Source organism: Phenylobacterium sp. (genome assembly GCF_036495085.1).
In the GTDB taxonomy this organism is placed as follows: domain Bacteria; phylum Pseudomonadota; class Alphaproteobacteria; order Caulobacterales; family Caulobacteraceae; genus Phenylobacterium.
Genome location: NZ_DASXNL010000056.1, coordinates 1 through 26,561, shown reverse-complemented (window position 1 = coordinate 26,561; position 26,561 = coordinate 1). Strand labels below are relative to the sequence as shown.

General features: G+C 68.0%; 29 protein-coding genes and 1 tRNA gene. 13 read left to right on the top strand and 17 right to left on the bottom strand.

The window, feature by feature from the left end; genetic code table 11:
* Window positions 1-1,080: LysR substrate-binding domain-containing protein (locus VGI62_RS07350; RefSeq protein ID WP_331503753.1), on the top strand; the 1,080-nt coding region annotated here is incomplete at its 5' end.
* Window positions 1,081-1,347: 267 nt separating this feature from the next.
* On the opposite strand, the gene VGI62_RS07345 is transcribed toward VGI62_RS07350, so the two are convergent.
* From VGI62_RS07345 to VGI62_RS07335, 3 genes are all read right to left on the bottom strand, one after another.
* Window positions 1,348-1,437 (bottom strand) — tRNA-Ser (locus VGI62_RS07345).
* A gap of 56 nt (window positions 1,438-1,493) precedes the next feature.
* A complete protein-coding gene (locus tag VGI62_RS07340) occupies window positions 1,494-2,483 on the bottom strand; it encodes a hypothetical protein (protein WP_331503752.1) in 990 nt (329 codons plus the stop codon).
* Complete coding sequence (locus tag VGI62_RS07335; RefSeq protein WP_331503751.1) at window positions 2,447-3,409, bottom strand: tetratricopeptide repeat protein; 963 nt, start codon at window positions 3,407-3,409, stop codon at window positions 2,447-2,449. The genes VGI62_RS07340 and VGI62_RS07335 overlap by 37 nt, the downstream gene beginning before the upstream one ends.
* Before the next feature lie 128 nt (window positions 3,410-3,537).
* Between VGI62_RS07335 and msrA the strand changes: the two genes are divergently transcribed.
* The 3 genes from msrA to VGI62_RS07320 are packed head-to-tail and all read left to right on the top strand — an operon-like array spanning window position 3,538 to window position 4,867.
* A complete protein-coding gene (gene msrA, locus VGI62_RS07330; RefSeq protein ID WP_331503750.1) occupies window positions 3,538-4,188 on the top strand; it encodes a peptide-methionine (S)-S-oxide reductase MsrA in 651 nt (216 codons plus the stop codon).
* Window positions 4,185-4,532: an MmcQ/YjbR family DNA-binding protein gene (locus VGI62_RS07325; protein WP_331503749.1), complete on the top strand. Its 348-nt coding sequence runs from the start codon at window positions 4,185-4,187 to the stop codon at window positions 4,530-4,532. Before msrA ends, VGI62_RS07325 begins: the two co-directional genes overlap by 4 nt.
* A gap of 26 nt (window positions 4,533-4,558) precedes the next feature.
* Window positions 4,559-4,867, top strand: a complete 309-nt coding sequence (locus VGI62_RS07320) for an MmcQ/YjbR family DNA-binding protein (RefSeq protein ID WP_331503748.1) — start codon at window positions 4,559-4,561, stop codon at window positions 4,865-4,867.
* Here VGI62_RS07320 and VGI62_RS07315 read toward each other — a convergent pair.
* From VGI62_RS07315 to VGI62_RS07290, 6 genes are all read right to left on the bottom strand, one after another.
* A complete protein-coding gene (locus tag VGI62_RS07315; protein ID WP_331503747.1) occupies window positions 4,864-5,727 on the bottom strand; it encodes an SAM-dependent methyltransferase in 864 nt (287 codons plus the stop codon). The two genes, VGI62_RS07320 and VGI62_RS07315, sit on opposite strands and share 4 nt — an antisense overlap.
* A 205-nt stretch (window positions 5,728-5,932) precedes the next feature.
* Complete coding sequence (locus tag VGI62_RS07310; RefSeq protein WP_331503746.1) at window positions 5,933-6,259, bottom strand: hypothetical protein; 327 nt, start codon at window positions 6,257-6,259, stop codon at window positions 5,933-5,935.
* On the bottom strand, window positions 6,252-6,827 hold the full coding sequence (locus VGI62_RS07305) for an RNA polymerase sigma factor (RefSeq protein ID WP_331503745.1): 576 nt from the start codon (window positions 6,825-6,827) through the stop codon (window positions 6,252-6,254). The genes VGI62_RS07310 and VGI62_RS07305 overlap by 8 nt, the downstream gene beginning before the upstream one ends.
* 23 nt (window positions 6,828-6,850) lie before the next feature.
* Window positions 6,851-7,252, bottom strand: a complete 402-nt coding sequence (locus VGI62_RS07300) for a DUF6249 domain-containing protein (RefSeq protein WP_331503744.1) — start codon at window positions 7,250-7,252, stop codon at window positions 6,851-6,853.
* 92 nt (window positions 7,253-7,344) lie between these two features.
* Window positions 7,345-8,679, bottom strand: coding sequence for a dihydroorotase (locus VGI62_RS07295; protein WP_331503743.1), 1,335 nt, complete (start codon window positions 8,677-8,679; stop codon window positions 7,345-7,347).
* Window positions 8,672-9,652: a glycosyltransferase family 9 protein gene (locus VGI62_RS07290; RefSeq protein ID WP_331503742.1), complete on the bottom strand. Its 981-nt coding sequence runs from the start codon at window positions 9,650-9,652 to the stop codon at window positions 8,672-8,674. Before VGI62_RS07290 ends, VGI62_RS07295 begins: the two co-directional genes overlap by 8 nt.
* Before the next feature lie 61 nt (window positions 9,653-9,713).
* Here VGI62_RS07290 and VGI62_RS07285 point away from each other — a divergent pair, with 61 nt between their 5' ends.
* On the top strand, window positions 9,714-10,565 hold the full coding sequence (locus VGI62_RS07285; RefSeq protein WP_414695650.1) for a YgfZ/GcvT domain-containing protein: 852 nt from the start codon (window positions 9,714-9,716) through the stop codon (window positions 10,563-10,565).
* Here VGI62_RS07285 and VGI62_RS07280 read toward each other — a convergent pair whose 3' ends face one another.
* From VGI62_RS07280 to mutY, 5 genes are all read right to left on the bottom strand, one after another.
* Window positions 10,566-11,645 carry a site-specific DNA-methyltransferase gene (locus VGI62_RS07280; RefSeq protein ID WP_331503740.1) on the bottom strand — a complete coding sequence of 360 codons (1,080 nt, stop codon included), beginning with the start codon at window positions 11,643-11,645 and terminating at the stop codon, window positions 10,566-10,568.
* A 121-nt stretch (window positions 11,646-11,766) separates the two neighbouring features.
* Window positions 11,767-12,819, bottom strand: coding sequence for a DUF2332 domain-containing protein (locus VGI62_RS07275; RefSeq protein ID WP_331503739.1), 1,053 nt, complete (start codon window positions 12,817-12,819; stop codon window positions 11,767-11,769).
* A gap of 51 nt (window positions 12,820-12,870) precedes the next feature.
* Window positions 12,871-13,518: a ribonuclease HII gene (locus tag VGI62_RS07270; RefSeq protein ID WP_331503754.1), complete on the bottom strand. Its 648-nt coding sequence runs from the start codon at window positions 13,516-13,518 to the stop codon at window positions 12,871-12,873.
* A gap of 20 nt (window positions 13,519-13,538) precedes the next feature.
* Window positions 13,539-14,129 (bottom strand): DNA-3-methyladenine glycosylase I, encoded by a 591-nt coding sequence (locus VGI62_RS07265; protein WP_331503738.1) that lies wholly within the window; start codon window positions 14,127-14,129, stop codon window positions 13,539-13,541.
* A gap of 262 nt (window positions 14,130-14,391) precedes the next feature.
* A complete protein-coding gene (mutY, locus tag VGI62_RS07260; RefSeq protein ID WP_331503737.1) occupies window positions 14,392-15,441 on the bottom strand; it encodes an A/G-specific adenine glycosylase in 1,050 nt (349 codons plus the stop codon).
* Between the two features lie 43 nt (window positions 15,442-15,484).
* On the opposite strand from mutY, the gene VGI62_RS07255 reads away from it, so the two are divergent.
* From VGI62_RS07255 to VGI62_RS07220, 8 genes are all read left to right on the top strand, one after another.
* The gene (locus tag VGI62_RS07255; RefSeq protein ID WP_331503736.1) at window positions 15,485-16,036 is read left to right on the top strand and encodes a DUF721 domain-containing protein; all 552 of its coding nucleotides are present in this window, start codon (window positions 15,485-15,487) and stop codon (window positions 16,034-16,036) included.
* A gap of 96 nt (window positions 16,037-16,132) precedes the next feature.
* The gene (locus tag VGI62_RS07250; protein WP_331503735.1) at window positions 16,133-16,759 is read left to right on the top strand and encodes a DsbA family protein; all 627 of its coding nucleotides are present in this window, start codon (window positions 16,133-16,135) and stop codon (window positions 16,757-16,759) included.
* Window positions 16,760-16,765: 6 nt separating this feature from the next.
* A complete protein-coding gene (locus VGI62_RS07245; protein WP_331503734.1) occupies window positions 16,766-20,209 on the top strand; it encodes an AAA family ATPase in 3,444 nt (1,147 codons plus the stop codon).
* A 190-nt stretch (window positions 20,210-20,399) separates the two neighbouring features.
* The gene (locus VGI62_RS07240) at window positions 20,400-20,753 is read left to right on the top strand and encodes a F0F1 ATP synthase assembly protein (protein WP_331503733.1); all 354 of its coding nucleotides are present in this window, start codon (window positions 20,400-20,402) and stop codon (window positions 20,751-20,753) included.
* An 8-nt stretch (window positions 20,754-20,761) separates the two neighbouring features.
* Window positions 20,762-21,589, top strand: a complete 828-nt coding sequence (locus tag VGI62_RS07235; protein ID WP_331503732.1) for a F0F1 ATP synthase subunit A — start codon at window positions 20,762-20,764, stop codon at window positions 21,587-21,589.
* A 31-nt stretch (window positions 21,590-21,620) separates the two neighbouring features.
* Window positions 21,621-21,863: a F0F1 ATP synthase subunit C gene (locus VGI62_RS07230; RefSeq protein WP_331503731.1), complete on the top strand. Its 243-nt coding sequence runs from the start codon at window positions 21,621-21,623 to the stop codon at window positions 21,861-21,863.
* Window positions 21,864-21,891: 28 nt separating this feature from the next.
* Complete coding sequence (locus VGI62_RS07225) at window positions 21,892-22,422, top strand: hypothetical protein (RefSeq protein WP_331503730.1); 531 nt, start codon at window positions 21,892-21,894, stop codon at window positions 22,420-22,422.
* 5 nt (window positions 22,423-22,427) lie between these two features.
* Window positions 22,428-22,919, top strand: a complete 492-nt coding sequence (locus VGI62_RS07220) for an ATP F0F1 synthase subunit B (RefSeq protein ID WP_331503729.1) — start codon at window positions 22,428-22,430, stop codon at window positions 22,917-22,919.
* Between the two features lie 141 nt (window positions 22,920-23,060).
* On the opposite strand, the gene VGI62_RS07215 is transcribed toward VGI62_RS07220, so the two are convergent.
* The 3 genes from VGI62_RS07215 to gcvPA all read right to left on the bottom strand — a co-directional run bounded on the left by VGI62_RS07215 (window position 23,061) and on the right by gcvPA (window position 26,518).
* On the bottom strand, window positions 23,061-23,447 hold the full coding sequence (locus tag VGI62_RS07215; protein WP_331503728.1) for a hypothetical protein: 387 nt from the start codon (window positions 23,445-23,447) through the stop codon (window positions 23,061-23,063).
* Between the two features lie 153 nt (window positions 23,448-23,600).
* Window positions 23,601-25,181, bottom strand: coding sequence for an aminomethyl-transferring glycine dehydrogenase subunit GcvPB (gene gcvPB, locus VGI62_RS07210; RefSeq protein WP_331503727.1), 1,581 nt, complete (start codon window positions 25,179-25,181; stop codon window positions 23,601-23,603).
* Window positions 25,181-26,518: an aminomethyl-transferring glycine dehydrogenase subunit GcvPA gene (gene gcvPA / locus VGI62_RS07205; protein ID WP_331503726.1), complete on the bottom strand. Its 1,338-nt coding sequence runs from the start codon at window positions 26,516-26,518 to the stop codon at window positions 25,181-25,183. The genes gcvPB and gcvPA overlap by 1 nt, the downstream gene beginning before the upstream one ends.
* Window positions 26,519-26,561 lie beyond the last annotated feature (43 nt).

Below are 26,561 nucleotides of genomic sequence, written 5' to 3'. Positions count from 1 at the left end.
GGTGTGGCCTATGTGACCTTCGCCCGCGAGAACCCGCCGCTGTACCGGGTGATGTATGACACCGCGCGCGATCGCGCCAGTCTGCCAGACACGAGCCAGCGCAACACCTCGAGCGCCTACGCCAAGGTCCGCGAGACCCTCATTGCGGCGCGCGCCGACCCCAGCGACAGCGATGAGATCGACTTAACCACGGCCGCCGCCTGGTGCTTCGCTCACGGCCTCGCCGAAATGGCCGGATTCAAGCAGTTCGCCCATCTGAAGGCAATCTGTGGGGGCGAGGCGCCCTTCATCCGAGCGGTTTTCCGGCAGCTTGGCCTGATGGATGAGCTGCAGTTGGATCGGGGGGCTTCGCCCTACGCGGAGGGATTGCGCGATCGGGCGCATGCGGTCGCCCGGGAGGCGCAGGCGGTACTCAGCCCAACCTCCGCCAGCTTCGAGCCCGCCGGACTGGAGCGAACCTTTACGATCCGCGCCAACGAGGGGTTCGTCGCCGTCTTCGCGGCGAACCTCGTCGCGGCCGTCACGGCGGCGGCGCCGAGCGCCCGCCTGCGGTTCTCGCCCAAGCCCGACAAGGATGCGAGACCCTTGCGGGACGGGCAGGTCGACCTGGAGATTGGCGTCGCCGGGGCGTCGGTCCCCGAAGTGCGCAGCCGCACGATCCTCCGGGATCGGTTCGTGGGCGCGGTGCGCAACGGGCACTCGCTGCTCACCGGACCCGTGACGCCGGAACGCTACGCGGCGTGTCACCACGTGGTCAGCTCGCGGAGGGGCGCGTCCGCCGGCCCCGTGGACGACGCGCTCCAGGAGCTGGGCCTTAAACGACACGTCGTCGTCACGGTGCCCGGCTTCCCGGACGCGATTAACATCGCCAGGCGCTCCGACCTAGTCGCTCTTATCCCGCACTCCTGCTTCGCCATCGTCGACCGGCTGACTGAGGGGCTCAGCGCCTTCGAGCTACCGGTCCAGACGCCAGGCCTCGATGTCGCGGCGATGTGGCATCCGCGCCTGGACAGCGACCCGGCGCACCGCTGGCTACGGGAGACGGTCATCGCGGCCTGCCGTCAAGCGCGGCCGGCGTAGGCCCATTCTCCCGGCGGGCCCGTCTGACGGAGCTGTCAGGTTAAGGCTGCAACACTCGTATTGAGGTGCAGAACAGCGGACATATCCAAGGCAAGGCCTCTCTCAGACGTATCCGCGGGCCGCTTCGACGGATCGATCCGTCGAGGATGTGGCTGCAGCCAAGCTCGTCGGCCACCACGCGCACAGTCTTGTTGCGGCCTCGAAATTGAAAGCTGGACGTACGTCCGACGACCTTGATGGCGGTCGATCTGGCAACGCACCGCAGGATGGCGGTGAGAGAGGGATTCGAACCCTCGTTACGGTTTCCCGTAAACACGCTTTCCAAGCGTGCGCCTTCAGCCACTCGGCCACCTCACCATGCCCGTTCGGGAAGCGCTGCCCCCGGCGGAAGGCGCGTCATATACGAAGGGGGACTAACCGGGCAAGCGGCGCTTAGCCGCCTGGGCCAGGTGGGCCGGGTTAAACAGCGAGGCCTTCTGTCGCGCCTTCAACTCCTGCTCCAGCCGCGGCGAGCCCGCAAGCCAGGCCGTGAGCTTGGCTTGCGCCTCGGGCAGGTGCTGACGTAGCGCCTCCTGGGCCTCGTCCAGCCGGCGGTCGGCCGCGCGCAGGTGGGCGCGGGGCTTGGCGAGGGCGGGATCTGCAAAGCGTTCGTCGATCAGGCCAAGTCGGCTGCGGGCGCTGGCCACCATCACCACCGCTGTCGCGCTATCACCGGCCACAGCCCGGACCTGGGCCGCCTTCAATGCCCGGCGGGCGTCGGACATCAGGAGGGTGACGTCGAGCGGCCGGCGGGCCTTGGCGGGGCAGGCGGCAGGATCGAGGGCTCGCACATAGGCCGCCAGGCCTTCAAGCGTGGCAGGCGTCGGCTCCGGCCCGTCGAACTCCTCCGTGACAAGGCCGTGGATGAAGGGCTCGAGCTTCTTCTCCGCCGGGACCTGACTGACCTTCAGCTTGCCCTTAGGCCCGGACAGGTCGGGGATCGGCTTGGGGTCATCGATGCCGTTACCGCGATGTGTGGAGAAGAGGGAGTTGGTGACGTCCGCCGTGCCGGACGCCCCGGAGACGCCGGGGAACAGGAAGTCCGGATTGCTGCGACCGTCGCGGTGGCAGGTCTCGCAATTGATCCCCGCGCGCGCAGCCTGGCCGCCGAGCAGCACGGGCGTGCGGAAGGCCGCTCGGCCGACCTCGATCTTGGCGGCCAGGGCAGGGTCGGTCGGAATCCTCAGGCATTCGGTAGGGACCGAGCCCAGCGCGCGGGCGGGGTCGGCATCCTTGGCCACCCATAGCATGCCGCGGATCGGCGCATCGCCAAGGGCTGCGAGGGCCGAGGCGCCCGTGAGCCCAGCGAGGACGAAGCCGAGCGCCGCTAGTTCTTTTGCGGGTCGCCCCCGGCGTCGATCCAACGGCGCAACTCCTCGGCGTCCGCGCAACCGTAGGCGCAGAGTTTATCCAGGCGGGCCAGCATGACGCGGGCGCCGGCGATGTCGCCGCGGGCGGCTTTCAGCTCACCATAGTACTCGGTGGCTCCGATGTGCTTCGGGTCTATCGCCAGGGCCTGGCGGTAGTAGCTTTCAGCCCGGGCGTAGTCGCCTTTCTTCCGCCAGGTGTAACCCTGGTAGGTGAGGATGTCCGGGTGCGGCCCGAAGGTCTCCGCCGCCTTGGCGAGCGAAGCCAAAGCCTCGTCATAGCGCCGCTCGTTGATCAGGCTGACCGCCTGCTCATAGGCCGCATCGCCGGTCTTGGCCCCGCCAAACAGCAAGGAGCGGTCAAGCATGGCGCTGGGTTTTGGCGCACCAGCAGGCGCGCCCTGCATGGCGCTTTCGACTTCCTCGGTGAACGCCTTCAACCGTGCGGCGTCGGGGCATGTATCGGCGCAGGCCTGGGCCTTGGATTTGAGCCAATCGGCCTCGGCCTGAGCCTTGGGATCCTTTAGATTGGCTAGCGCAAGGCCAAGGCCCGCATGAACCCTGACGTCGTCCGGGGTAAGTTTCATCGCCTTTTCGTACGCGTGGCGCGAGCCCTTCCAGTCACTCGCACCAGCCTTGGCGGCGCCCAGGAGTTGCCAGGCGTCAGGATTCTTCGGAACAGCGTCGGTGACGTGCTCGGCGGCCCTGGCGGCGTCCTTGTACTGGTTGGCCTTCATCGCCGCGATCGCCTTGGCGTACTCGGTGGCAGGGTCGTAGCGCGGGCCTGAGGCGCTGGGCATGTTCATGCCGCCCGCTCCGCCGCCGCTCATGCCACCGGATCCGCCGGACGCATAGGCGAAGCTGCCGCCCGCAAGAACAGCCGCGCATCCGCCGATCAAGAAGGATTTCAGAGCACGTCGCATGGAGTAACTCCCCTAACGTCGTTCCTCGGCGGCAGATTGCCACGAAACCGGTCTGCCGTCAGCCATCCTCGGCGGGTGCAAAGTCCCAGGCGAACGCTTATCTTTCGCGGCGACCGCAAGGAGGCCCCATGTTCGGACGCAAGACCCTTGAATTGCCCACCCAGGAGACTGCCCTGCCGGGCCGCGCTCATCCGATCCCGACCGCCGAGACGCACTTCGTCAACGGCCGTCCCCTCAAGGGTCCCTACCCGGATGGGATGGAGACCGCGGTGTTCGCGATGGGTTGTTTTTGGGGCGAGGAGAAGAAATTCTGGAGCCTGCCCGGCGTCTGGGTGACGGCTGTGGGCTACGTCGCAGGCATCACCCCGAACCCCACCTATGAAGAGGTCTGCTCTGGCCGGACTGGCCATACCGAGGCGGTGCGGGCGGTCTTCGATCCGAAGGTCATAACCTATACCGCGCTCCTGAAGGTGTTCTGGGAAGGCCACGACCCGACGCAGGGTATGCGGCAGGGTAACGACATCGGCACCCAGTACAGGTCCGGAATCTATCCGGAAAACGACGCCCAGGCCGCCGCGGCCGTGGCTTCGAAAGAGGCCTATCAGGAGGCGCTCAGCGCCAAGGGCTTCGGGAAGATCACCACCGAGATTGTCCCTGCCGGCGAGTTCTATTTCGCCGAGGACTATCACCAGCAGTACCTGGCCAAGAATCCGGCTGGCTATTGCGGCATCGGCGGGACCGGCGTCAGCTGTCCGATCGGCGTCGGCGTCGAGGCGTGACGCCCGCCGAATTGGAAAAGGCGGCGCTGGCGCTCCCAGGCGCCGAGCTTTCCATCAAGTGGGGTGACGATCGCCGCTACGTGGTCGCAGGCAAGATGTTCGCGGCCACTGACGGCGCGTCCACCAACCTTTCGATGAAGATGACGGACATCGCCTTCGAGACCCTGACTGAGACGGCGCGCGCTCGGCCGGCGCCCTATATGGCGCGCGCCAAATGGGTGATGTTCAACGACGTCTCCGGCCTCGATGCGACCGAGGTGGAAGGGTGGCTGAAGACCGCCCACGAACTGGTCGCCGCCAAGCTCCCGAAGAAGCAGCGCGCGTCCCTGGGGCTAGGCGTTTGACACGCGAGGAGGTCGAAGCCGTCGCCATGGCCCTGCCAGCGGTGACCAAGGTCGTTCAGTGGGGCGACAGCAACGTCTACAAGGTGGGCGGAAAGGTCTTCGCCATGTGCCACCCGAGCGGCGGCCTCTCGTTCAAGGTGACGCCGATTGGTTTCGTCGCGCTGACCGAGGGCGGGCCCGGCCGCCAGGCGCCCTATTGCGCCAAGGGCCACTGGGTGAACATTCCCCTGGATGGCGCGCCGGACGATGACATCATCGACTGGCTGAGCGACGCACACGGACTGATTTCGGCAAAGCTCACGAAGGCCAGGAAGCTGGAGCTTGGTCTGGGCTAGGCGGTCGGGGTCGCCGCGAAGATGACGTGACCGCCCCTGTTCCGCGAAGTCGCCTCACTTGCCGCGCGAGGGCCGGGCCGGATGTAACGTTCGACCAGCGCCGCCGGACCTAGGTCGTCTATGAGAGTGAAGCCAAGCGCGCGAAGTCGGGCGTGCAGTTCGTCGGGCTCAAGATAGCTCACGAAGGGCTCGCCCAGCGCGGCGACCCGTTTCGCTCGTTTCACGTGGGCGGCCCGAGCCTCCTGCGATAGCAAAGCCGGCGGATCGCTGTAGTCGAAGACGACTTCGCCGCCCCCGCTGAGCCCCCCGATGGCCCGCAAAGTCGATCGAATGGCGTCTCCGGTCAGGTAGGGAACGACGCCCAACCACATGAAGAAGGTCCGGCGCGCCGGGTCGAAGCCTGCGACTTCCAGGGCCGCCAATAGATCGTCGCGTTCAAAGTCCACCGGCGCGTAGGTGAGGGATCGCGGCGCCTCGATGCCGGCCTCGGTAAGCCGGCGGCGCTTCCAGGCCTGGGTTTCGGGACGGTCCACCTCGAACACCGGAAGCTTTTCAGAGAAAGGATTGCGATAGGCGAATGTGTCGAGGCCGGCGCCCAGCACAACGAGCTGGCGCACGCCGCGCGCCTCGACGCCTGCGGCCAGCGCGTCCTCTGCGATCCGTGACCGAGCGGCGATGAATAAGCGCAGGCCGCGCGTCGCAGGCTGCATCCGAGCACTCAATGCGTCGAGTTGCGCCTGCTTGCCTAAGATTGTGACGGCGAGGGGATCAGCGAAGATCCCCCCATTCTCGAGGAATTGGTGGGCGGCCCGGTGCGCCGCCGCGCCCAGCGCGGTCCGGCTCGGCTTCTTTTCCCGCATCTCGGTTCCTCAATGAGGCGCGCTTTCATTCGCCGGTCCGCCGGCTCTGATCGACTTGCCAAGCGCCGGCATAGCCGACCGGCAGCCCAACCCCTACGCCCTGGTTCGCGACAAAGCTCAGCCAGCCTAAAGTGAAGCTGCGGCCAGACTGGGGAATCCGACACGAGCGGCGTCTTGTTGGAGACCTACGCGACGAGAGGCGCGCCTAGAGATCGCGGATGGCGTTGCGCACAGCCGCGCACAGGATGAGCACAAAGCCGACGACCCACCAGATAGAGGGGGCGAGTGAGAGCGGCTCGGGGCGCAGGCTTGCGATCTGATCGGCGACCACGATCCCAACGCCGGTCGCCGCGAACGCCGCGGCTGCGAGGCCTACCCCGACCAGCGTCGCCAGCGCCAACACGGTCCGGCGCATTCGCCGGCGCTGGTGGGCGCGCGCCAGCACCCCCTCGACCAGATCCACCGGCTCGGGCCGTTCGACCGGGCGACGATAGGCGTTGGCCAGAAGGGCTTCGAACTGGGCGTCATCCATGGCTGTCACTCCCCGCCGGCTCGGCGGTCATCAGGACTCTGAGTTTCTTCAGTCCGCGCGTCACGTGCGATTTGACGGTCCCCAGCGGCGTCGAGAGCGCTAGCGCGATCTCCTCCTGGGTCAGGCCCGCCCCGTGGCACAGCGAGACGCAGAGGCGTTCGGGCGCTGAGAGCTGGCCAAGCGCACGATCCAGGTCGAGCCGCGCGATGCTTGCGGTTTCCTCCGGACGGCCCGCCTTTTCGAGATCGATAGGCTCTGCCATCAGGTCGAAGCGCGCCTCACGCTTGCGGCGCCGCAAGTAGATCCGCGCGGCGATCTTCATCGTCCAGGTGGCGAAGGCCGCCTCTCCCCGGTACCCCGCGAGGCTGCCCAGCGCGGTGACAAGGGCGTCCTGCGTTACGTCATCGGCGAGCGCATCGCTGGCCCCCATCCGCCGCAGCAGATCGCCGACGACGCCGGCCGCACGGCGCACCAGTTCGTCGCTGGCGGCGCGATCGCCCCCGTTGGCCAAGCGCGCCAGCGTCTGGTCGGAAAACGCCGCGAGGGGTCGCGTCAGGGTGGAGGCCACGGGCCTGGCCGAAAAGACGGTGTTCAGGAGGCGATAGCGCCGCGGTCGGCGCGGCTAAGGTAGACGAGCGCGATACCGATACTGATGGGGATCGCGCCGACGGCCGCAATGGCGACGCCCCACGCCACTGCGCCGTCGCCGCGCTCGCTGGCGATGCCGAAGTAGGTGCAAAGGCCGATGGCGGCGAGCGCTGCGCCGATGGCGATCAGGATCACGCCACGGCGCAGGTCGAGCCGTGGCGCAGGGACTTCACGCCCGCCAGGCAAGGACCGAATGAGTTCCGGCGATACCGGCTGACCCGCCTGGCTCGTGGCCAGGATGACATCGAGCAGCTTGATGCGTTCGCGCGACCTCAGGAAGGCGCTGAACATTACGACGAGGCCGGGCACGAGAAGCGCAATGAGGATCTGGACGGCGCCGATCACGGGATCTCTCCGAGGGTAAGAAAACAGGCGTTGCTATTGGATAGAGGCCGCCAGCTTCGAGGCGGGATGCAAGCCCCGGAAAGTTTTTCGCCTCAGTGCGCGAGCGTCTCTGCGAACCGCACGGGCTCGCCCAGGTGCGGGGCGACCATTTCACCGTCGCGCATGACCACGGTCCCACGGATGATGGTCGCCATCGGCCAGCCCTTGGCCTCCATGCCGTCGAAGGGGGTCCAGCCAACGCGGCTGGCCATCATGTCGTGGCGGATGGTGCGGCGGGCCTTCAGGTCGACGATGGTCAGATCGGCGTCGTAACCCTCGGCCAGGCGGCCCTTGTCGGCGAGGCCGAACAGCCGGTTCGCACCATGGCTGGTGAGGTCGACGAGCCGCTCCAGCGTCAGACGGCCCTCGGCGACGTGGGTCAGCATAACCGGCAACAGAGTCTGTACGCCGGGCATTCCGGAGGGCGAGGCGGGGTAGGGCCGCGCCTTCTCCTCCGAGGTGTGCGGGGCATGGTCGGAGCCCAGTACGTCGGCGACGCCGCTGGCCAGGCCCGCCCAGAGCGCGGCCCGGTGCTCGGCCCCACGGATCGGCGGGTTCATCTGGGCGTAGCCCTTGAGCCGCTCATAGGCCTCGGGCCCGGCCAGTGTCAGGTGTTGCGGCGTCAGTTCCACACTCGCGACGTCCTTGTGGGCGGCGAGGAACCCGATCTCGTCAGCGGTGGTGACGTGCAGGACATGGATACGCTTGCCTAGCGCGGTGGCGATCCGCACCAGGCGCTCGGTGGACTGGATCGCCGACTGGGCGTCACGTACCTCGTAGTGGCTGGTCCAGTCGCCGGTGCGGGCGAGCGGCCGGCGCTCGGCCAGGCGGTATTCGTCCTCGGAATGGAAGGCCGCGCGCCGGTTTACGTGGCGCAGCACCTGCTCGATGCCCTCGTCGTCCTGCACCAGGAGGGTGCCGGTGGACGCGCCCATGAACACCTTGATCCCGCAGCAGCCGGGCAGGCGCTCCAACTCGCCGAGCCACTGCGCATTTTCATGGGTGCCACCGACGTAAAAGGCGTGGTCGCAGTGCATGCGGCCTTTGGCGCGGACGAGCTTGTCGGCGAGCGCGTCGGGATCGGTCGTGGTGGGTTCGGTGTTGGGCATCTCGAAGACAGCGACGACGCCACCTAACGCCGCGGCCCGGGAGCCGGTCTCGAGGTCTTCCTTCCACTCCAGGCCCGGTTCGCGAAAATGCACCTGTGTGTCTATGACGCCCGGCATCACGGTCAGGCCCGTGGCGTCGAACACCTCCCCGGCGGCGGCGTGCGCAAGGTCGCCGACGGCGGCGATCTTACCGCCGCGCACGCCCACGTCGGCCCGGCCGCGGCCGGCGTGGTTCACGACCTCGCCGCCGCGCACGATCAGATCATAGGTCTCAGGCATGTTCCCCGTCCGTGGCGGCCAACAGTTCCTCGGCGGTCCGCACTACCGTCTCCACCGACAGGTCCATCATGTGACAGAGCGCCTGCCCAAACCCCGGGTCAACCGCCCGGATCTCCTCGAAGCTTCGGGGGCCCCGTGCGACTCGGGTGTCCGCGCCCCAGGGGCCATAGAGCTGCTCGTCGGAAGGTCCGAACAGGCCGACCGTCGGGACGCCGGCCGCCGCCGCCAGATGCATGGTGCCCGAGTCATTGCCGATGAACAGCCTGGCGCGCTTCAGGCAGGCATGGGCGGTCAGCAGGTCGGTGTCCTCGGTCAGGTTGATGAATTGTTTGCGCATGACGACGTCACGCAGGCCCCTGGCCAGCTTGGCGTCCTCGGGTCCGCCCAGCACCATCAGCCGGCCGTCCTTCATCGGGCCCTCAGGATCCAGCAGTCGCATGGCGACACGGGAGAATCGTTCCAGCGGCCAGGTCTTGCCGAGCCAGTTGGCAGCCGGCGCCAGCGCCAGGATCGGCCCGAAGCCCGCCGTCAGCTCAGCGGCACGCGCTTCGGTCTCGGCCGAAGTAAAGATGAAGGGTGCGGCAGGGTCGTCCTCGATCTTCAGGATGCGCGCAGCCTCGATCACCTTGTGGATGGGGGGGCCGGAGGCCTTGCGCCAGATCGCGCGCCGCTTCGTGCTGATGAACCGCGAGAGGCCCGAGCCCCGCAGGTCGACCACCAGGCCCCAGCGGGTCCGGCGCACCTGCCGCCAGAGGTCGAACCAGTGGCTGCCGTTCTTCGCCTTTGCCAGGATAATGACTTGGTCGAGGGCCGGGACCTCCTCGAACAAGGGGGCCGCCACCGGCCCCGCCGCCACCGTGAAGCGGGCGTTGGGGATCTCCTCGGACAGCCGTTTCAGGAGGCCCGACGACAGCACCGCATCGCCGATCCGGTTGGAGGTGATGAACAGGATCGGAAATGCGCCACGGACCATTGACCCTCTATAGGATGCGTAACGCTGGCGCTCCACCGCCGGACGCCCCAAATTGTGAATGATGAGCGAAACGCTGAACTACGCCCCACTGCCGAGCCGCGCCCTGATCGCGATTTCGGGTCCGGATTGGCGGGACTTCCTGCAGGGTCTGATCACCCAGGACGTCGCGACACTTTCGCCTGGCGAGGCGCGGTTCGGTGCGCTGCTGACCGCTCAGGGCCGGCTCCTCTATGACCTGTTCGTGGTCGGGCGGCCGGATGGCGCCTGGCTGGACGTGCTGTCCGAAGAGCGATCCGCCATTCTTCAGCGCCTGGGCATGTATCGGCTGCGGGCCAAGGTGGAGCTGAAACCGGACGAGACGCCCGTCTCGATCCTCTTTCGGGCGGCGTCCGAGGCAGGCCCGAGCGAGGCGCCAGGCCAGGGCTGGACGATCGATCCGCGGGCGCCGGGACTGGGTTGGCGCGGATATGGCGCTTCGGCCCCGGCAGGCGCTGCCATCGTCGATGAAGAGACCCGCGAGCGGCAGAAGCTGCGGCTGGGCGTTCCCGGTCCGGCCGACTGGGGGTCTGACAAGACCTATCCTATCGAAGCCAACTTCGACCTCCTGAACGGCATCGACTTCAAGAAGGGCTGCTTCGTCGGCCAGGAGACCACCTCGCGGATGAAGCGTCGCGGTCAGGTGAAGAGCCGTATGCTGCCGATCAGCTTCGAGGGTTCGGCGCCTGCGCCGGGGTCGGAGATCCTGTCCGGGACGTTACGCGCCGGCGAGGTCTTGTCCGGGGCGGCTGGGCGCGCCATGGCGCTGGTGCGCCTCGACCGCGTCGAAGCCGGCGGCCTCACGGTCGACGGCCGTCCGGTGGTCCTCGAGCGACCGGCCTGGTTCGTAAATGCGCTACGAACCGAGGCGGCCTGATCAGGCTGCGATCTGGCTTCTAACCTTGGCGCGCAGGACGTCGATGGGGGCCAGTCCCTTGTCCGACTTGAAGTGCCAGTAGGTCCAACCATTGCAGGCCGGCTGCGACTGCACCATGGCGCCGACCTTGTGGATCGAGCCGGACAGATCACCCACCACCAGGCTGCCGTCGGCCCGCACCCGGGCGGCGTGACGACCCTTGTCATCGTAGAGGATGTCGCCGGCGCGCAGCAGGCCCGCCTCGACGATCTGGCCGAAGGGGATGCGCGGCTCGGACTTCTTTGAACCGGTGACAATCATCTCTTCGGCGGTCGCGGGGATCACCTTGGCGATGCGGGCTTTGGCGAGCTTGGCGTAGGCCTCCTCGCGTTCGATGCCGATGTAGCGGCGGCCGAGGCGGCGCGCGGCTGCGCCCGTTGTGCCGGTGCCGAAGAAGGGATCAAGGATGACGTCGCCTGGCTTCGTCGACGCCAGGATGAGCCTAACCAGCAGCGCCTCGGGCTTCTGGGTCGGGTGGGCCTTGGCGCCTGTGTCGTCCTTCAGCCGCTCCTCGCCGGTGCAGAGGGGCAGGCTCCAGTCAGAGCGCATCTGCAGCTCGTCGTTGGCCATCTTCATCGCGTCGTAGTTGAAGGTATAGCGCCGAGCGCCGCGCGACTTGGCGGCCCAGATCAGTGTCTCATGGGCGTTGGTGAAGCGCGTGCCCTTGAAGTTCGGCATCGGGTTCGACTTGCGCCAAACGATGTCGTTGAGGATCCAGAACCCCAGGTCCTGGAGGGTCGAGCCGACCCGGAAGATGTTGTGGTAGCTGCCGATCACCCAGAGCGCGCCATCGTCCTTCAGGACGCGCCGGCATTCGGCCAGCCAGGCCTTGGTGAAGGCGTCGTAAGCCGAGAAACTCTCGAACTGGTCCCATTCGTCGTCAACCGCGTCGACCTTGGAATTGTCGGGCCGCAGCAGGTCACCGCCGAGTTGCAGGTTGTAGGGCGGATCGGCGAAAACCAGGTCGACGGACCGGTCCGGCAACTTCTTCAGTTCCTCGAGGCAGTCGCCCAGGATGATGGTGTCAGCCGCAACGCCCATACTCGCCTCATCGATTCAGGAGTCTGAATCCTGGCCGCACATGGTGAAGGAGCCGTTGCCGAGCGTGGTGAACGGGGCCTTAACCTTCAACCTGCGACCGGGCGGGCGCAACTGTCCAGGCTCACGCGCCGGCCCAGTGGACGTGGGCGCCATGCGGATGAACTTCCGCCAGGACCCGCTCTTCGCCGCCGGGCCACAGCCTCAGGCTGACGTCCATCCGGGGAACGCTGCCAGGCGGCTCCATCCGCAGCCAGGCGAACGGCGCATCGGCGCTCGCGGCCGCGCCGATCTCGCCGATCAGTTGTTCAAGCGCGGCCTGGCTTTCGGGCGGCATGTATTGCCAGAACACCGAGTGATAGAGGACGGTCGTGGTCCCTGGCCGGAGCGTGACGCGTTCGCCGGTCCAGGCGACGGCGTCGGCGCTCTCCACCTCGACGCCGTTCGACAGCGCCACCTCGATCGCGGCGCGCGCGCGCGCCAGGCGTTCGGTCTGGTCGGCCCAGATGTAGGCCATCAGTCGCCGGCGTTCGTTGGGGTCTTTGAGGTTCGTGGGCCGACGGTCGCAGGCCGCACGCTCGACGACCTCCACCGTGGCCCCGACGGGCGGTGCGGGCCCGGTCCAGTCTGTGTCCATCGAGACGCTCGCGCCCGGATCGCCCCAGGTGGCTTCGCCGAGGCGGTAGCGATAGCGGTCCCATGAAAGGTTCAAACCAGCGCTGGCGGCGATTTCGAAACACCGCAGAGGCAGGCGCGTCGCCTCGGCGATCTCGAGGAAACCGCCGACCAGGCAGATCGAGCGACGCACTTCGTTGGTCTGCGGCTCGTGGGTCATGAACGCGGCGAACCGGTCGCGGTGCGAAACCATGGCCGTTTGCACGGCGCTCCAGATCATCCCGACGTCGAGGCGGTCGTAAGCGCGGGAGACCGCTTCGTCCTCCCCTGACAGCGCCAGCTCATGCCACGCCCCGATGAGCCGAAGCGCGACGGCGGTGTCGAACTGACCCTTCAGGTCCAGCCCGGCCCACGGTTCGAGCAAGGCCCGCACCGGGCCGCCGGCCAGCCAGTCGTCGGCGGCGCGCTCGAGGAGATCGCCGTTCAGCGGGGAGCCCAGGCCGCGGCAGGCCATCGCCTGCAAGCGAAGCCCACGGATGAGATCGGATACGTCATCGCTCATGCGCCATGCCTCGCGGTCAGCGCGGCGCCGGGTCAAGCTTGATTCAGCCGGTCAATCTGCGAACGGCAGCTCGTCCTGCATCACATCGTCGAAGGCCCGTAGCGGGTCCTTGCCCATCATGGCGAGCTTCACTGGCCCCCACGTCATGCGGTGGATCTCACAGGGGCCCAGAGCCAGAAGGCCCTCGGCGTGGAGCGGGGCGCGGTAGCCCTTGTGGCTGGCGAAGCCGTAGCCGGGGTAGCGGGCGTCCATCTCGACCATCAGCCGGTCGCGGGCCACCTTGGCCAGGATCGAGGCGGCGGCGATGGATTTCGACTTTCCGTCCCCGCCCACCACAGTCTTCACCTCGCATGGCAATTTGAAGCTGTAGTTGCCGTCCACCAGCGCAAAGTCCGGCCGCACCGCCAGGGCCTCGACGGCGCGGCGCATCGCCAGGCCGGTTGCGTGCAGGATGTTGAGGGTGGCGATCTCCTGGACGGAGGCAAAACCCACGCCCCAGGCCATCGCCTTGGCCTTGATCTCGACCTCCAGCGTCTCGCGGGTCTTGGCCGAAAGTTTCTTGGAATCGTCCAGTCCCTTGGGAATCTTCTTCGGATTGAGGATCACGGCGCCGGCGCTAACCGGCCCTGCCCACGGTCCGCGGCCCGCTTCGTCGACGCCGCACACCAGGCCGCCGACGAAGGCTTTTTCGAGAAGCATGGTGGTCCCGTTGGGCACGCCTACGCTCCCATCTTGCGGATCGACTCGTGCCGGAAGCACGTCGTCTGGTGATCGTTGACCATCCCCACCGCCTGCATCCATGCGTAGACGATCACCGGGCCCACGAACTTAAAGCCCTTGGCCTTCAGACCTTTGGAAACCTCGACGGCGAGCGGGGTCTGCGCGGGCACGTCGCCGACCCCGCTCCAGCGATTCTGGATCGGCTTGCCGCCCGTGAAGCTCCAGCAGAAATCGGAGAAGTCCTCGCCGGCCTCGCGCATGTCCAGGTAGATCTTCGCCCCTGAGATCGCCGCATCGATCTTGGCGTTGGAGCGAACGATGCCGGCGTCGGCCATCAACCGGGCGCGATCGGCCTCGCCGTAGCGCGCCACCTTCTCCGGATCGAAATTGTCGAAGGCCGCGCGGAACGCCTCGCGCTTGCGAAGGATGGTGATCCAGGCCAGCCCCGCCTGGAAGCCGTCCAGCACCAGCTTCTCCCATAGGGCGCGGGACTCGCATTCCGGCATGCCCCACTCAGTGTCGTGGTAGGCCTCGTAGAGCGGGTCGCCGGCCATGCCGCGCCAACTGCAGCGTATCGGTTGGGAATCCATCGCCGGCACTTTCCGCCGAGCCGGGCGGGGGAGACAAGCGCCAGTTGGGGCGATCGTGACTCGTGAGCTTCATATATCTGCGTTATCCCGGAGCGCGGAAGTTCTCATCGCTCGTCCGGTGCAGGTTCTTTGAGGCCCAAAGGCGCCCCTGGCCCTGCGCAGCTTTCACGCCGAGGGCCGATAGCCGGCCCTCGAGAAGCCTTCTGACGGGCTTCGCGTTCACGCCACGATGCTGGGAAGGGCTGGAGAAGGCTGTCGGCCCCTAAAGCAGACTGGAGAGGCCGGCGCGCGAGGCCTTGAGGAAGACGCTTGGCAGGGCCTCGAGGCCCCGCCGGGGGGTCCAGATCATGTGATCGGGAGCCTCCGCCTCGGCGCGCAGAAGCTGCAGTGTCAACGTGAAATGGGTGAAGCCGTGCTCGACTTCGCCGACGCTGCGCCATCGCGCTGTCGCCGGGGCGGCGGCCAGGGCTTCGGCGTCGCTCCAGCGCGTGGGGCGCCAGTCGGATGTCGGAAGCGCCAGCATGCCGCCAAGCAAACCCTTGGGCGGACGGCGGACCAGGGCCACCTCGTCGCCGCGGGTCATCACATAGGCCACGCCATAGCGGTGCGGGCGTTCGGCCCTGGCGGTTCGGCGCGGGTAGGTTTCCGGCGAGCCGGCCGCCAGCGCTGCGCAGTGGGCGACCGCCGGACAGCGCTCGCAGATGGGCGCCTTGGGCCTGCAGACCGTCGCGCCCAGGTCCATCAAGGCCTGCGCCCAGTCCCCGGGGCGATCGTCGCCGAGCAGACCTGCGGCCAGCCGTTTCAACTGCGGCTTGGCCTCGGGAAGCGGCTCGTCGATCGCGAACAGCCTCGCCATCACCCGCTCGACATTGCCGTCGACCACGTTGGCGGGTTGGTCGAAAGCGATCGCGGCGACAGCGGCGGCGGTATAGGGGCCAAGGCCGGGCAAAGCGCGCAGGCCCGCTTCCGTGACCGGAAAGTCGCCCGCGTGGTGGTCCGCTACAGCCCGGGCGCAGGCCAAGAGATTCCTAGCGCGGGCGTAGTAGCCCAGCCCCGCCCAGGCGGCCATCACCTCGCCGTCGGCCTCGGCGGCCAGGTCGATGACGCTTGGCCATCGCGCCGCGAACCTCAGGAAATAGGGCGTCGCGTGCGGCACGGTGGTCTGCTGCAGCATCACTTCCGAAAGCCAGACGCGGTAGGGATCGGGACGCTCGCCCGCGGCGCGCGCCTGCGGCCGGATGCGCCAGGGCAGGTCGCGGGCGTTTTCGTCGTACCAGGCGAGGATTTTTGCGCGGAGGAGCTTGAGGTTCACGCCTCCTCCTTATCGCCGCGGCGCGATGACGATAAGGTGGCTCATGTCCGATCGTCCCCTGCCGTCCCCGCAAGAGGCGCTCCTTATTCTCGCGGCGAAGCGCACGCGCCCGCAGCGGCGTCCGCCGCCGCCGCTTGGCCGGGCGCTGAACAAGGCGCTCAAGGAGTTCGACGCCAAGTTCGGCCAGGGCTCTGCGGCGCTGGAGGCCCGCTGGCGGGAGGTCGTTGGCGCTGAGATCGCCAAGCGCACCGAGCCGGTGAAGCTGACGCGCGGCCGAAACGGCGGGCCGTCATCTTTGGAGATCCGCGTTGCAGGGCCCGCCGCCGCGATCATCCAGCACCAGGCCCAAGAGATCCTGGCGCGGGTGAACCTTTTCCTGGGGGCCGACGCCGTGCAGAAGCTGCGCATTGTCCAGGGGCCATTGCAGAAGAAGTACGAACCGGCGGCCAAGACCCGGCGGCGGCTACCGCCTCTCGACGCCGCCGAAGAAGCCGGTCTCGCGAGGGATCTTGCCGCAGCCCCGGAGGGCAAGCTGAAGACGGCGCTCATGGCTTTGGGACGAGGCGTGCTGCGACAACGGCGGGCGGTTGACTAAGCCCTGCTTGCGCCCCATCGCCTGCGTGCAGAAGGCCCGATGCGCCGAGCGGCGGGAATCGCGCTTTAATCCGAGATCCGGGAGGTTTTACGTCGCATGCTGAGCCGTCGTCCCTTCATCGCTGCAGCACTTGTCGCCGCGACAGCCATGTTGGCCGCCGCCTCCGCTTCGGCCGCCCCGCCGGTGAGGCTTCCCGACGACATGAGCATGGGCAGTCCCAAGGCGAAGATCGAGGTGATTGAATACGCCTCGCTGAGCTGTCCGCACTGCGCCCATTTCAACGAGACGATCTTCCCGGTCCTCAAGGCCAAGTATATCGACACCGGCAAGGTGCGTTACACGCTGAAGGAGATGCTCACCCAGCCTGCCACCGTGGCCGCTGCGGGCTTCCTGATGGCCCGCTGCGCGGGACCGGATAAATATTTCAAAGTGGTCGACGAGGTGTTCCGCAGCCAGCCACGATGGCAGACGGGGAGCATCAAGCCGATCCTTGAGGAGATTGGCGCCGCCAACGGCGTCGACGCGGCGAAATTTGCGGCCTGCCTTCAAGACCAGGCGGCGATCGATGCCGTGACCGCGCGCGCGCAACGCGCATCTGAGCAGGACGGCGTGGACTCGACCCCCACCTTGTTCATCAACGGCCAGCGCGTCGCCGACATTCCGCAGACGCCTGCCGATCTCGACGCGGCAATCGCGGCGGCCACCAAGCGAGGAGGCCGCTAGACGCCCTTGCATTTCCAGCGGCTGCGCCTTTCGGGCTTCAAGTCCTTCGTCGATCCGACCGAATTCAGGATCGAACCCGGCGTCACGGGCGTCGTGGGCCCCAACGGCTGCGGCAAGTCGAACCTCCTGGAGGCCCTTCGCTGGGTGATGGGCGCCAACTCCGCCAAGGCCATGCGGGCCGGAGGCATGGACGACGTGATCTTCGCCGGAGCCGCCAACCGGCCCTCGCGCAATCATGCCGAGGTGGCGCTGACCATCGACAACGCAAGCCGTCGCGCCCCGGCTGCCTTCAACGACCACCCGGTGCTCGAGGTGGTCCGGCGGATCGATCGGGGGGAGGGCTCGACCTACCGGATCAACGGCCGCGAGGTGCGGGCCCGTGACGTTCAGCTGCTGTTCGCGGACGCTTCGACCGGATCCAACTCCCCGGCCCTGGTCCGCCAGGGCCAGATCTCCGAGCTGATCGCCGCAAAGCCGCAGAACCGGCGGATGATCCTGGAGGAGGCGGCCGGTGTCTCCGGCCTGCATTCTCGCCGCCACGAGGCGGAGCTGCGGCTGCGGGCCGCCGAGTCAAACCTGGCGCGGCTGGAAGATGTGGCCCGGGAACTCGAGGCGACGCTCGGTCGATTGAGGCGAGAGGCCCGCCAGGCGGAACGCTACAGGAAGCTCTCGGCTGAGATCCGCGCGCTGCAGGGGGCGGTGCTCTACGCCCGTTGGGCCGAGGCCAAGTCCTCCGCCGAGCGCCTGGGCGCCGAAGCCGCCGCGGCGATACGGGCGGTGGAAGAGACCGCCACGACCGCGGCGGCTGCGACGACCCGCGCCGCGCACGCCGACGAAGCGATCAAACCGCTTCGCGAGGCCGAAACCATCGCGGCGGCCATCCTCCACAAGCTCGCGATCGACAAGGATCGCCTCGACCGCGAACACGAGGCCCACGCCGCCGAGCTGAAGCGCCTGATCGAGGACCTTGCCCGCATCGATTCCGATCGCGGCCGAGAGCAGCACATCGTCGACGATGCCGACGCCGCCCTGAAACGGCTGGCTGAGGACCTCGAGGCCCTGGAGGCGGCGATCAAAGGCGCGCCTGAACGCATTCCCGCGCTTGAAGCGGAGGCCAAGGCCGCAGAGGCGGCCCGCGCCGCCGCCGACGTCGAGGTCGAGGGCCTCGCCGCCCAGGTCGCCGCGGAGGAGGCTCAACGCCAGGCAGCGCGTGGTCGCCTCGAGGAGGCGCGGATGCGGCTCTCTCGCACCCGTCGCGCGCTCGACCAGGCGCGGGGCGAACGCGAGGCTCTGGGAGTTGGCGCCAATCCCCAGGCCGCCCAGGCCAAGGCCGATCTGGAAGCCGCCGAGGCTTCGCTTTCTGCGGCCCGCGCCGCAATGGAGACCGCCGAGGAAGACCGTACGGCCGCACAGGGAGCTGAGGCCGCTTGCCGGGAAGCCGCCCGCAAGCTCGACGAACAGCTCGGGCGGCTTACCGCGGAGGCGCGCGCGCTGGCTGCGTTGGTCGCCCAGGCGCGGCGCGGCGGGTTTGCTCCGGCGCTGGACGCGGTCTCGCCCGAGCGGGGCTTGGAGGCTGCGCTGGCCGCAGCTCTGGGCGATGACCTCGACGCGGCGCTCGACCGGACGGCTCCGGCGTTCTGGGGCGGGCGCGACGCCGAGGCGCCGACATGGCCCCCAGGCGCGAGGCCGTTGCTGGGCCTGGTCAAGGCGCCGGCCGCGCTCGCGGCTCGCTTGGCCTTCACGGCCCTGGTCGACCGAGCCGAGGGCGACCGCCTGCAGGCCGGCCTTGCGCCCGGGTGTCGGCTGGTTTCGCGCGAGGGCGACCTCTGGCGTTGGGACGGCTTCACGGCGCGGGCGGACGCGCCCAAGCCCGCGGCCGTGCGGCTGGAGCAGAAGACCCGCCTGGCCGAGGTCGAGACCGAGATCGAAACGCTGACGCCCAAGGCTGATGCGGCCCGCAAATCCCTGGCCGAGGCGGCAGGGCGTCTTACCGGGATCGAAGAGGCCCTGCGCGCCGCCCGGCGGGAGATTCCCGCGATGGAGCAGAAGGCGTCGGCTTCCCGCACGGCCCTGGAGCGCTTCGATCGCGAGGCTGCGCGCAGGGAAGCGCATGCGGCCTCCCTCGACGATGTCATACGGCGTTTCGAGGTCGAGCTCGCCGAGCATGAGCAGGCGCTTGCAGCCATCGAGGCGGAAGCCGCCACGGCGGGCCAGGGCGACGAACTCGCCGAGCGTCTCGCCAGCGCCCGGGCCGCAGCGGGGCCCGCGCGCGAAGCCGCCGCGGCCGCGCGCGCGGCGCTGGATGCCGAGGTGCGCGATCGCGACGGGCGTGCACGCCGGCTCGAATTGCTGAACCGCGATACCGAGGACTGGACGCGCCGCTCGCAGGCCGCCGCCAAGCGGCTGGACAGCCTGGCCGCCGCCCGCGCCAAGTCGGAGGCCGAACACGCCGCGGCCAGAATCGCCCCGGAGACGCTGGAAACCCGCCGCGCGGCGCTCCTGGACGAGCTCACGGTTGCTGAAGCCCGGCGCGCCAAGTCGTCCGACGCATTGGCCGCCGCCGAGCACGAGCGGGCGGAGGCTGACCGTGGTCTTCGTGCGGCCGAAGCCGCCGCCTCCGAAGCCCGCGAGCTTCGCGCGAGCCTGGCCGCCCACGCCGAGGCCGCCCGGGCGCGGTTGGCCGAGGTCGCCAGCCAGATCCGCGAGGCCGCCAGGATCGAACCCGAGGCGCTCGCACAGAAGCTGGCGGACGAGGCCGTCGCCATTCCGACCGACGCCGGCGGGGTCGAAACGCACCTCTTCAACCTCGAGCGTCAGCGCGACGCCATCGGGCCGGTGAACCTTCGCGCCGAGGAGGAGGCCGCAGAGCACGCTGGCCGGCTTTCGGCCATGCAGACCGAACGCTCGGACCTGACCGGCGCAATCGCTCGCCTTCGCCAGGGGATCGACGAGTTGAACGGCGAGGGCCGCGAACGCCTCCTGGCGGCCTTCGACGTGATCAACGAACACTTCAAGACGCTCTTCCAGGCGCTTTTCCAGGGAGGGCAGGCGGAGCTGCGGTTGGTCGAATCGGACGATCCGCTGGAAGCCGGCCTGGAGATCTTTGCCTGTCCGCCCGGCAAACGCATGGCGACCATGAGCCTGATGAGCGGCGGTGAGCAGGCGCTGACCGCAACGGCGCTCATCTTTGCCGTGTTCCTGGCCCAGCCGGCGCCGATCTGCGTGCTCGACGAGGTCGACGCGCCGCTGGATGACGCCAACGTGGACCGCTTCTGCAACATGCTGGATGAAATGCGGCGACGCACCGAGACGCGCTTCATCGCCATAACCCACAATCCGGTCACCATGGCTCGCATGGACCGGCTATTCGGGGTCACCATGGGCGAGCGAGGGGTATCGCAATTGGTCTCGGTTGATCTGCACCAGGCCGAGGCCATGGCCGCTCAGTAAGTTGGGCAATGGGCCAAGCTGTGAGTCGTGGGGGTGGACCTTGTGTCGCGACCTCACAAATATCTTGCAAAAACAACGTCCTAAACCGTGGTCGCCTAGCCTTGACGCGCCGCAGCACGGTCTATAGGTTCCGCGCGACCTGAAGCCCCAGCCGTGGCGGCGACGTCGCGGCCCTAAGGCCTTCCGACGTATGCCACACCCCAACGATCCGCCAGATGAGGCCCTTCGGAGCCTCGATCAGCGCTTGGGAGCGGCAGAGGCGGCGCAAGCCCGCAAGGTGAGTGTCGATACTCACGCGGCCATGGCGCAGGGATACCGCTTCGTGGGCGAAGTGGTGGGTGGGGTGCTTGGTGGAGCTGGTCTCGGCTGGCTCGTGGATCAACGCTTCGCCAAAATAGCCCCCTTCGGCCTGGTCAGCGGTCTGCTGGTCGGCGGAGGACTTTCCATCTTCGTGGCGGTCAGCTCCGCGGCGAAGGCGAGCAAAATTGCAATGGAACGCCAGGGTCCTGCACCCAGCGTTCCGGACGACGAGGACGAGGACTAAGGCCGCTCATGGCGAACCAACCGGCCATCGACCCGATGGAACAGTTCCAGATCCACAAGATCGTGGATCTGCCGACGTTCCATATCGGCAAGATCCCCGTGGACATGTCGATCAACAACTCCGTCCTGACGATGATCGTCGGCGCGGTGCTGATCGTGCTGTTCTTCGCCCTGACCGCTCGGCGCGAGATCGTGCCGAACCGTGGCCAGGCGGTTGCCGAGGCGCTCTACAACATCATCGACCGCGTGCTCGTCGGACCGATCCTGGGTCCGCATGGCAGGCCCTACGTGCCCTACCTCTTCACGCTGTTCATGGTCATCCTGACGCTCAACCTAATGAGCGTGGTGTTCGCGGTCGGCAACATCGCCGGCCAGTCCTGGACCTTCGCGGTGACCTCGCAACTGGCGGTGACCGCCACGCTTGCGGTCCTGACGTTCTTCAGCGTCTTCATCCTGGGCTTCATCAAACACGGTCCGAAGTTCCTGGGCCTCTTCTTTCCTTCCGGCATGGGCGTGATCGGGGCGATCCTGATGGCCCCGATCGAGATGCTCTCCTACTTCGTGCGCCCGGTGACGCTGGCCATGCGCTTGTTCGGCAACATGCTGGGCGGGCACGTGGTGATGAGCCTGTTCGGCTCCTTCGTCGTCGCGCTCGCCATCGTCGGCCTCTCGGGAGGCATGGCGACGTTGGCCTTCATCCCGAGCGCGCTCTCCTTCGCCATGATCGTGGCGCTCACCGGCCTGGAGCTGGTGGTCGCGGTCCTGCAGGCCTTCGTCTTCGCGGCCCTGGCCACGGTCTACCTCAACGAGGTCGTGAACTTCGGTCACGGCCACTAACCCGAACCGCTATCCAAGAGGACTATCTGACATGAACGCCGCTGTTGCTGACTTCCATACCTACAAGCTGATCGGCGCGGGTCTTGCCGCCATGGGCATGATCGGGGCCGGTGTCGGCCTCGGCGTCCTGTTCGGCAACTACCTGCAAGCCGCCATCCGCAACCCCGCCGGCGCCGCCAGCCAGCAGACCATGCTGTTCCTCGGCATGGCGCTGACCGAAACCATGGGCCTGTTCGCCTTCGTGGTCTCGCTGATCATCCTGTTCGGCTCTTAAGCCGCGTCCGTAAGAGACGGATCGCCCCATGGCGGACCAGACCCAAGAAAGCACGGGCGCACCGGCGAAAGCCGGCTTGCCGCAGTTCGACTTCCAATGGTGGCCGGGCCAGATCGCCTGGTTCCTGATCATCTTCGCCGCGATGCTGGTGTTCATCCGCCTGTTCGCCGCACCGCGGGTCGGCGGCACGATCGACGCCCGCGAGGGCAAGATCAGCGGCGATATCGCCGACGCGCGCCGGATGAAGGACGAGGCTGAAGCCCAGGCGCAAGCCGCGGCCGCCGAGAGCGCCCAAGCTCGCGCCGTCGCCCAACGCGTGGCGGCCGAAGCTCGCGCCAAGGCCCAGGCCGAGGTCGCCGAGAAGCTCGCTGCGGAAGAAGCCAAGCTGGCGGCGATCGCCGGCGAAGCGGAGGCCCGCATCAGCAAGGCTCGCGATGCGGCTATGACAAACGTGGCGGGCATCGCCGCTGACGCGGCCGGCGCCATTGTCGGCAAGCTCACCGGCCGACCCGCCGGCGCGGCCGAGCTCGCGGCGGCCGGCGCCGCCAGAGGAACCTGAAGGCCATGTCACTCATCACTGAAGCCCACTTCTGGGTGGGCGTCGCCTTCGTGGTGTTCCTGCTCGTGCTGGTCGCGGCCGGCGTCCACAGGTTCGCCTGGAAGGCGCTGGGCGATGCCGGCGAAAAGGTTCGCGCCCAGCTCGATGAAGCCAACCGCCTCCGCGAGGAGGCCCAGGCCCTTCTGGCCCGGATCCAGTCTGACCACGAGCAGTCGGAAAAGCTGTCTGCAGAGATCCTGGCCAACGCCGAGGAGCAGGCCAAGCGCAGCCAGGCAGAGGCTCAGGTCCGGCTGGCCGAGCAGATCGAGCGCCGCGGTCAATTGGCCGAGCGCCGCATCGCCGTGGCCGAGGCGCAAGCCGCCGCCGAGGTGAAGGCTGCCGCCGGCGAACTGGCCGCCCAACTGGCCGAGCAGGTGCTTGCCGCCCGCATCAAGGTCGCCAAGACCGACCCCTTGATCGACCTGGCCATCGGACAGTTGGCTGGGAAGCTGCAATAGCCTGAGGCGTCCCGCGCCCACCGAAAATGGAAACGCCCCGAGAGCAATCTCGGGGCGTTTCTCGTTCTTGGGTGATCGTTCGCATCCAGGGCAGGTCGCGTGCGCCCCGCTTCGATTGCATCGAGGCGGCCCCGTGGGGCCCTAGACGGTGGCGCGCCGCAGCCGGCGCTTCAGATAGCGGCGGCTCTTGACGGCGAAGCGGGCGCGCCGCGGCAGGACCAGGCGTTCGACGCGCAGGTACTGTTGCCAGAACACCTGAATGATCTCCGGTTCGCGCCGCATCAGGCGGCGGATCGGGAACACCACGTTCGGGTGGGCCCGCTGCATGCGCACGAACCGGCGCTTGGCGCTGAACGAATTGCGCAGGACGATCATCAGCCCGACAACCATCAGCGGAAGGCCGATGTGCCCGGGCAGCGCGACCAGGGGAAGCCCCACGAGCATGATGACGAGGCCCAACCCGATCAGAAGCCAGCGAGCCACGCGCGAAGCAAGTTCGCGCGCGAATTCGTCGGAGGCGCGGTTCACGCGCAAAGAGGGCATGGCGATAGTCACTGGGAGCAAACCTGGAAACACGCGACAGGCCCAAGGGGAGGTCGAACCGCCGCCGTGCGAACCTGATATGCGAACGACCTTAGGAGTCGTAAAGGCGCCAGCCCGTTAAAATTTCCTCATTTCCCGCTATTCGGCCGCCAATGGCGCCGGCGCCACAGTTGTGGGTTCCGGGCGCCACGCCAATTTGGGCTTTCTCGCGGCCTGTGTTTCGTCGAGGCGGCGCAGGGGGGCAAGGTAGGGCGCGCCCGTGAACCGCTCGACGTCGCCCGCCTTGGCCGCCCTGGCCAACGCAAGCAGCGCCTCGCAAAACCGATCAAGCTCGCGCTTGGATTCCGTCTCGGTGGGTTCGATCAGCATCGCCCCGTGCACCACCAGGGGGAAATACATGGTCATCGGGTGGAAGCCCTCGTCGATCATCGCCTTGGCGAAGTCGAGGGTCGTAATTCCTGCCCCTTCCAGCCAGGTGTCGTCGAACAGGGCCTCGTGCATGCAGGGCCCCTGCGGGAACGCCGGCGTCATCTCGACCGAGAGGCGGGCCTTGATGTAGTTGGCATTCAGCACGGCGTCCTCGGCCACCTGGCGCAGGCCATCGCAGCCGTGGCTGCGCATGTAGGCGTAGGCCCGGACGAACATGCCCATCTGGCCTTGGAAGGCGCACATCCGGCCAAACGCCTGCGCGGCTTCCCCGATGGCCTCCTCGACCAGTTTCAGCCCATCAGGTCCGTGGACGATCCAGGGCGCCGGGGCGAAGGGAGCCAGAGCCTCGGAAAGAACCACGGGCCCGGCTCCTGGGCCGCCGCCACCGTGTGGGGTGGAAAAGGTCTTGTGCAGGTTGATGTGCATGGCGTCGACGCCAAGGTCGCCGGGGCGCACGCGCCCGACGATCGCGTTGAAATTCGCTCCGTCGCAATAGAAATAAGCGCCTGCCTCGTGGGTGAGACGGGCGATCTCGATCACATCGCGCTCGAAAAGCCCGCAGGTGTTCGGATTGGTGACCATGATCGCGGCGACGTCGGGGCCGAGCTTCGCGGCGAGGTCAGCGAGGTCGACGCGGCCGTCGGCGGTCTGGGCGATCTCGGTGACCGAGTAGCCGACGAAGGCGGCCGTGGCGGGGTTTGTGCCATGGGCCGAGGTGGGAACCAGGACCCGGCGGCGGTCGCCGTGCCCTGCGGCCTCGTGGGCGGCTTTGATCGTCAACAGGCCGCAGAGCTCGCCGTGCGCGCCGGCTTTCGGCGTCATGGCGACCGCCGGCATGCCGGTCAGGGTTTTGAGCCAGTGTGAGAGACGCTCGATCAGTTCGAGTGCGCCTTGCGTCGTGGGGGCCGGCTGCAGCGGGTGCAGGTCGGCGAAACCAGGCAGACGCGCCATTTTCTCGTTGAGGCGCGGGTTGTGTTTCATCGTGCACGAGCCGAGCGGATAGAGCGCCAGGTCGATGGCATGGTTTTTCTGACTGAGGCGCACGTAGTGGCGCAGCGTCTCAGGCTCGGAGAGGCCGGGCAGCCCGATCGGCGCCTTGCGCACCAGTTCGCCCAGGTCCGAGGCGTCGTGCTCGGCCGGGTCGAGGTCGACGCCCGTCTTGTCCCAACCGCCGAGCTCGAAAAGCACCGGCTCATCCTGCAGCAGGCCACGGGCCCCGGTCAGGGACGTGTAGGCTTCAGAGGTCGCGGACGCCGGCTGCGTCGGGCGGCCTACGTTCGACATGGCCATCAGGCGATCCTCCCTTTCAGGGCGGCAGCAAGCGCTGCGATATCCTCGGTCGTGGTAGTCTCGGTAGCGGCCAGGAGCAGGACATCGTCCAGGCCCGCGTGCGGGTCGAGGCGGGAATAGGGAACGCCGGCGACGATCCCCACACCCAGCAGGGCGTCGACCAGAGCCGCCGCGTCGCCGGGCACGCGCACGGCGATCTCGTTGAAGAACCTTGGCGTCAGCACCTCGACGACCCCGTCCAGCGCGGCGCGCAATTCGCGCGCCCGGCTGTGGTTCAGCGCCGCGAGCCGGCGGAGCCCCACCTCGCCCAGGAGCGACAAGTGGATGCTGAAGGCGAGGGCGCAGAGGCCCGAGTTGGTGCAGATATTCGAGGTCGCTTTCTCCCGACGGATATGTTGCTCGCGGGTCGACAGGGTCAGTACGTAGCCGCGCTGGCCTTCGGCATCCACGGTCTCGCCGCAGAGACGCCCCGGCATGCTGCGCACCAGTTTCTCGCGACAGGCGAAAAGGCCGACGTACGGGCCGCCGAAGTTCAGCGCGTTGCCGATCGACTGGCCTTCGGCCACGGCGATGTCAGCGCCCATCTCGCCGGGCGACTTCAAGAGGCCGAAGGACACCGCCTCGGTCGTGACCACGATCAGCAGTGCGCCCGCAGCATGGGCGGCCTCGGCGATCTTCGTAACGTCGGTCACGACTCCGAAGACGTTCGGCGTCTGAACCACCACGCAGGCGGTCTCCGCGTCGATGGCGGCGATGACGTCGGCCTCGGCGTCGACAGCGGCCTTCTGGCGCACAATTTCCATGCCCTCGGCGTGGGCGATGGTCTGGGTGGTGGCGGCGTAGTGCGGGTGAAGGCCGCCGGAGAGGATCGCCTTCTCTCGGCGCGTCACGCGCTGGGCCATCATCACGGCTTCGGCGCAAGCGGTGGAGCCGTCGTACATTGAGGCGTTGGCGACCTCGAGGCCGGTGAGCGCGGCGACCTGGGTCTGGAACTCGAACAGCACCTGCAGCGTGCCCTGGGCGATTTCCGGCTGGTAGGGCGTGTAGCTGGTCAGGAACTCCGAGCGCTGGATGATGTGGTCGACGCTGGCCGGGACGTGGTGGCGATAGGCCCCGGCGCCGCAGAAGAACGGCCCCGCGCCGGCCGGCCGGTTCATGGCCGCGAGCTGGCCGAGCTCGCGTTCGACCTCCAGCTCTCCGGCGCGCTTCGGCAGGTCGAAGAGCTCGGTCTTGCGGGCGGCGGCCGGCACGTCGGCGAACAGGGCGCCGATGTCGGCGGCCCCGATCACGCCCAGCATCTCGGCGCGGTCGTCGGGGGTCAGGGGCAGGTAACGCATCAGGTCTTTCCTCCGCTCAACGGGGCGAGCGGCTAGAGGGTCG

Coding starts and splice junctions, on each gene's coding strand:
- VGI62_RS07335 (WP_331503751.1), bottom strand. CDS start 3,409: ATGCGACGTGCTCTGAAATCCTTCTTGATCGGCGGATGCGCGGCTGTT.
- msrA (WP_331503750.1), top strand. CDS start 3,538: ATGTTCGGACGCAAGACCCTTGAATTGCCCACCCAGGAGACTGCCCTG.
- VGI62_RS07320 (WP_331503748.1), top strand. CDS start 4,559: ATGGCCCTGCCAGCGGTGACCAAGGTCGTTCAGTGGGGCGACAGCAAC.
- VGI62_RS07315 (WP_331503747.1), bottom strand. CDS start 5,727: ATGCGGGAAAAGAAGCCGAGCCGGACCGCGCTGGGCGCGGCGGCGCAC.
- VGI62_RS07310 (WP_331503746.1), bottom strand. CDS start 6,259: ATGGATGACGCCCAGTTCGAAGCCCTTCTGGCCAACGCCTATCGTCGC.
- VGI62_RS07295 (WP_331503743.1), bottom strand. CDS start 8,679: ATGCCTGAGACCTATGATCTGATCGTGCGCGGCGGCGAGGTCGTGAAC.
- VGI62_RS07290 (WP_331503742.1), bottom strand. CDS start 9,652: ATGGTCCGTGGCGCATTTCCGATCCTGTTCATCACCTCCAACCGGATC.
- VGI62_RS07285 (WP_414695650.1), top strand. CDS start 9,714: ATGAGCGAAACGCTGAACTACGCCCCACTGCCGAGCCGCGCCCTGATC.
- VGI62_RS07280 (WP_331503740.1), bottom strand. CDS start 11,645: ATGGGCGTTGCGGCTGACACCATCATCCTGGGCGACTGCCTCGAGGAA.
- VGI62_RS07275 (WP_331503739.1), bottom strand. CDS start 12,819: ATGAGCGATGACGTATCCGATCTCATCCGTGGGCTTCGCTTGCAGGCG.
- VGI62_RS07270 (WP_331503754.1), bottom strand. CDS start 13,518: ATGCTTCTCGAAAAAGCCTTCGTCGGCGGCCTGGTGTGCGGCGTCGAC.
- VGI62_RS07265 (WP_331503738.1), bottom strand. CDS start 14,129: ATGGATTCCCAACCGATACGCTGCAGTTGGCGCGGCATGGCCGGCGAC.
- VGI62_RS07255 (WP_331503736.1), top strand. CDS start 15,485: ATGTCCGATCGTCCCCTGCCGTCCCCGCAAGAGGCGCTCCTTATTCTC.
- VGI62_RS07250 (WP_331503735.1), top strand. CDS start 16,133: ATGCTGAGCCGTCGTCCCTTCATCGCTGCAGCACTTGTCGCCGCGACA.
- VGI62_RS07240 (WP_331503733.1), top strand. CDS start 20,400: ATGCCACACCCCAACGATCCGCCAGATGAGGCCCTTCGGAGCCTCGAT.
- VGI62_RS07235 (WP_331503732.1), top strand. CDS start 20,762: ATGGCGAACCAACCGGCCATCGACCCGATGGAACAGTTCCAGATCCAC.
- VGI62_RS07230 (WP_331503731.1), top strand. CDS start 21,621: ATGAACGCCGCTGTTGCTGACTTCCATACCTACAAGCTGATCGGCGCG.
- VGI62_RS07225 (WP_331503730.1), top strand. CDS start 21,892: ATGGCGGACCAGACCCAAGAAAGCACGGGCGCACCGGCGAAAGCCGGC.
- VGI62_RS07220 (WP_331503729.1), top strand. CDS start 22,428: ATGTCACTCATCACTGAAGCCCACTTCTGGGTGGGCGTCGCCTTCGTG.
- gcvPB (WP_331503727.1), bottom strand. CDS start 25,181: ATGGCCATGTCGAACGTAGGCCGCCCGACGCAGCCGGCGTCCGCGACC.
- gcvPA (WP_331503726.1), bottom strand. CDS start 26,518: ATGCGTTACCTGCCCCTGACCCCCGACGACCGCGCCGAGATGCTGGGC.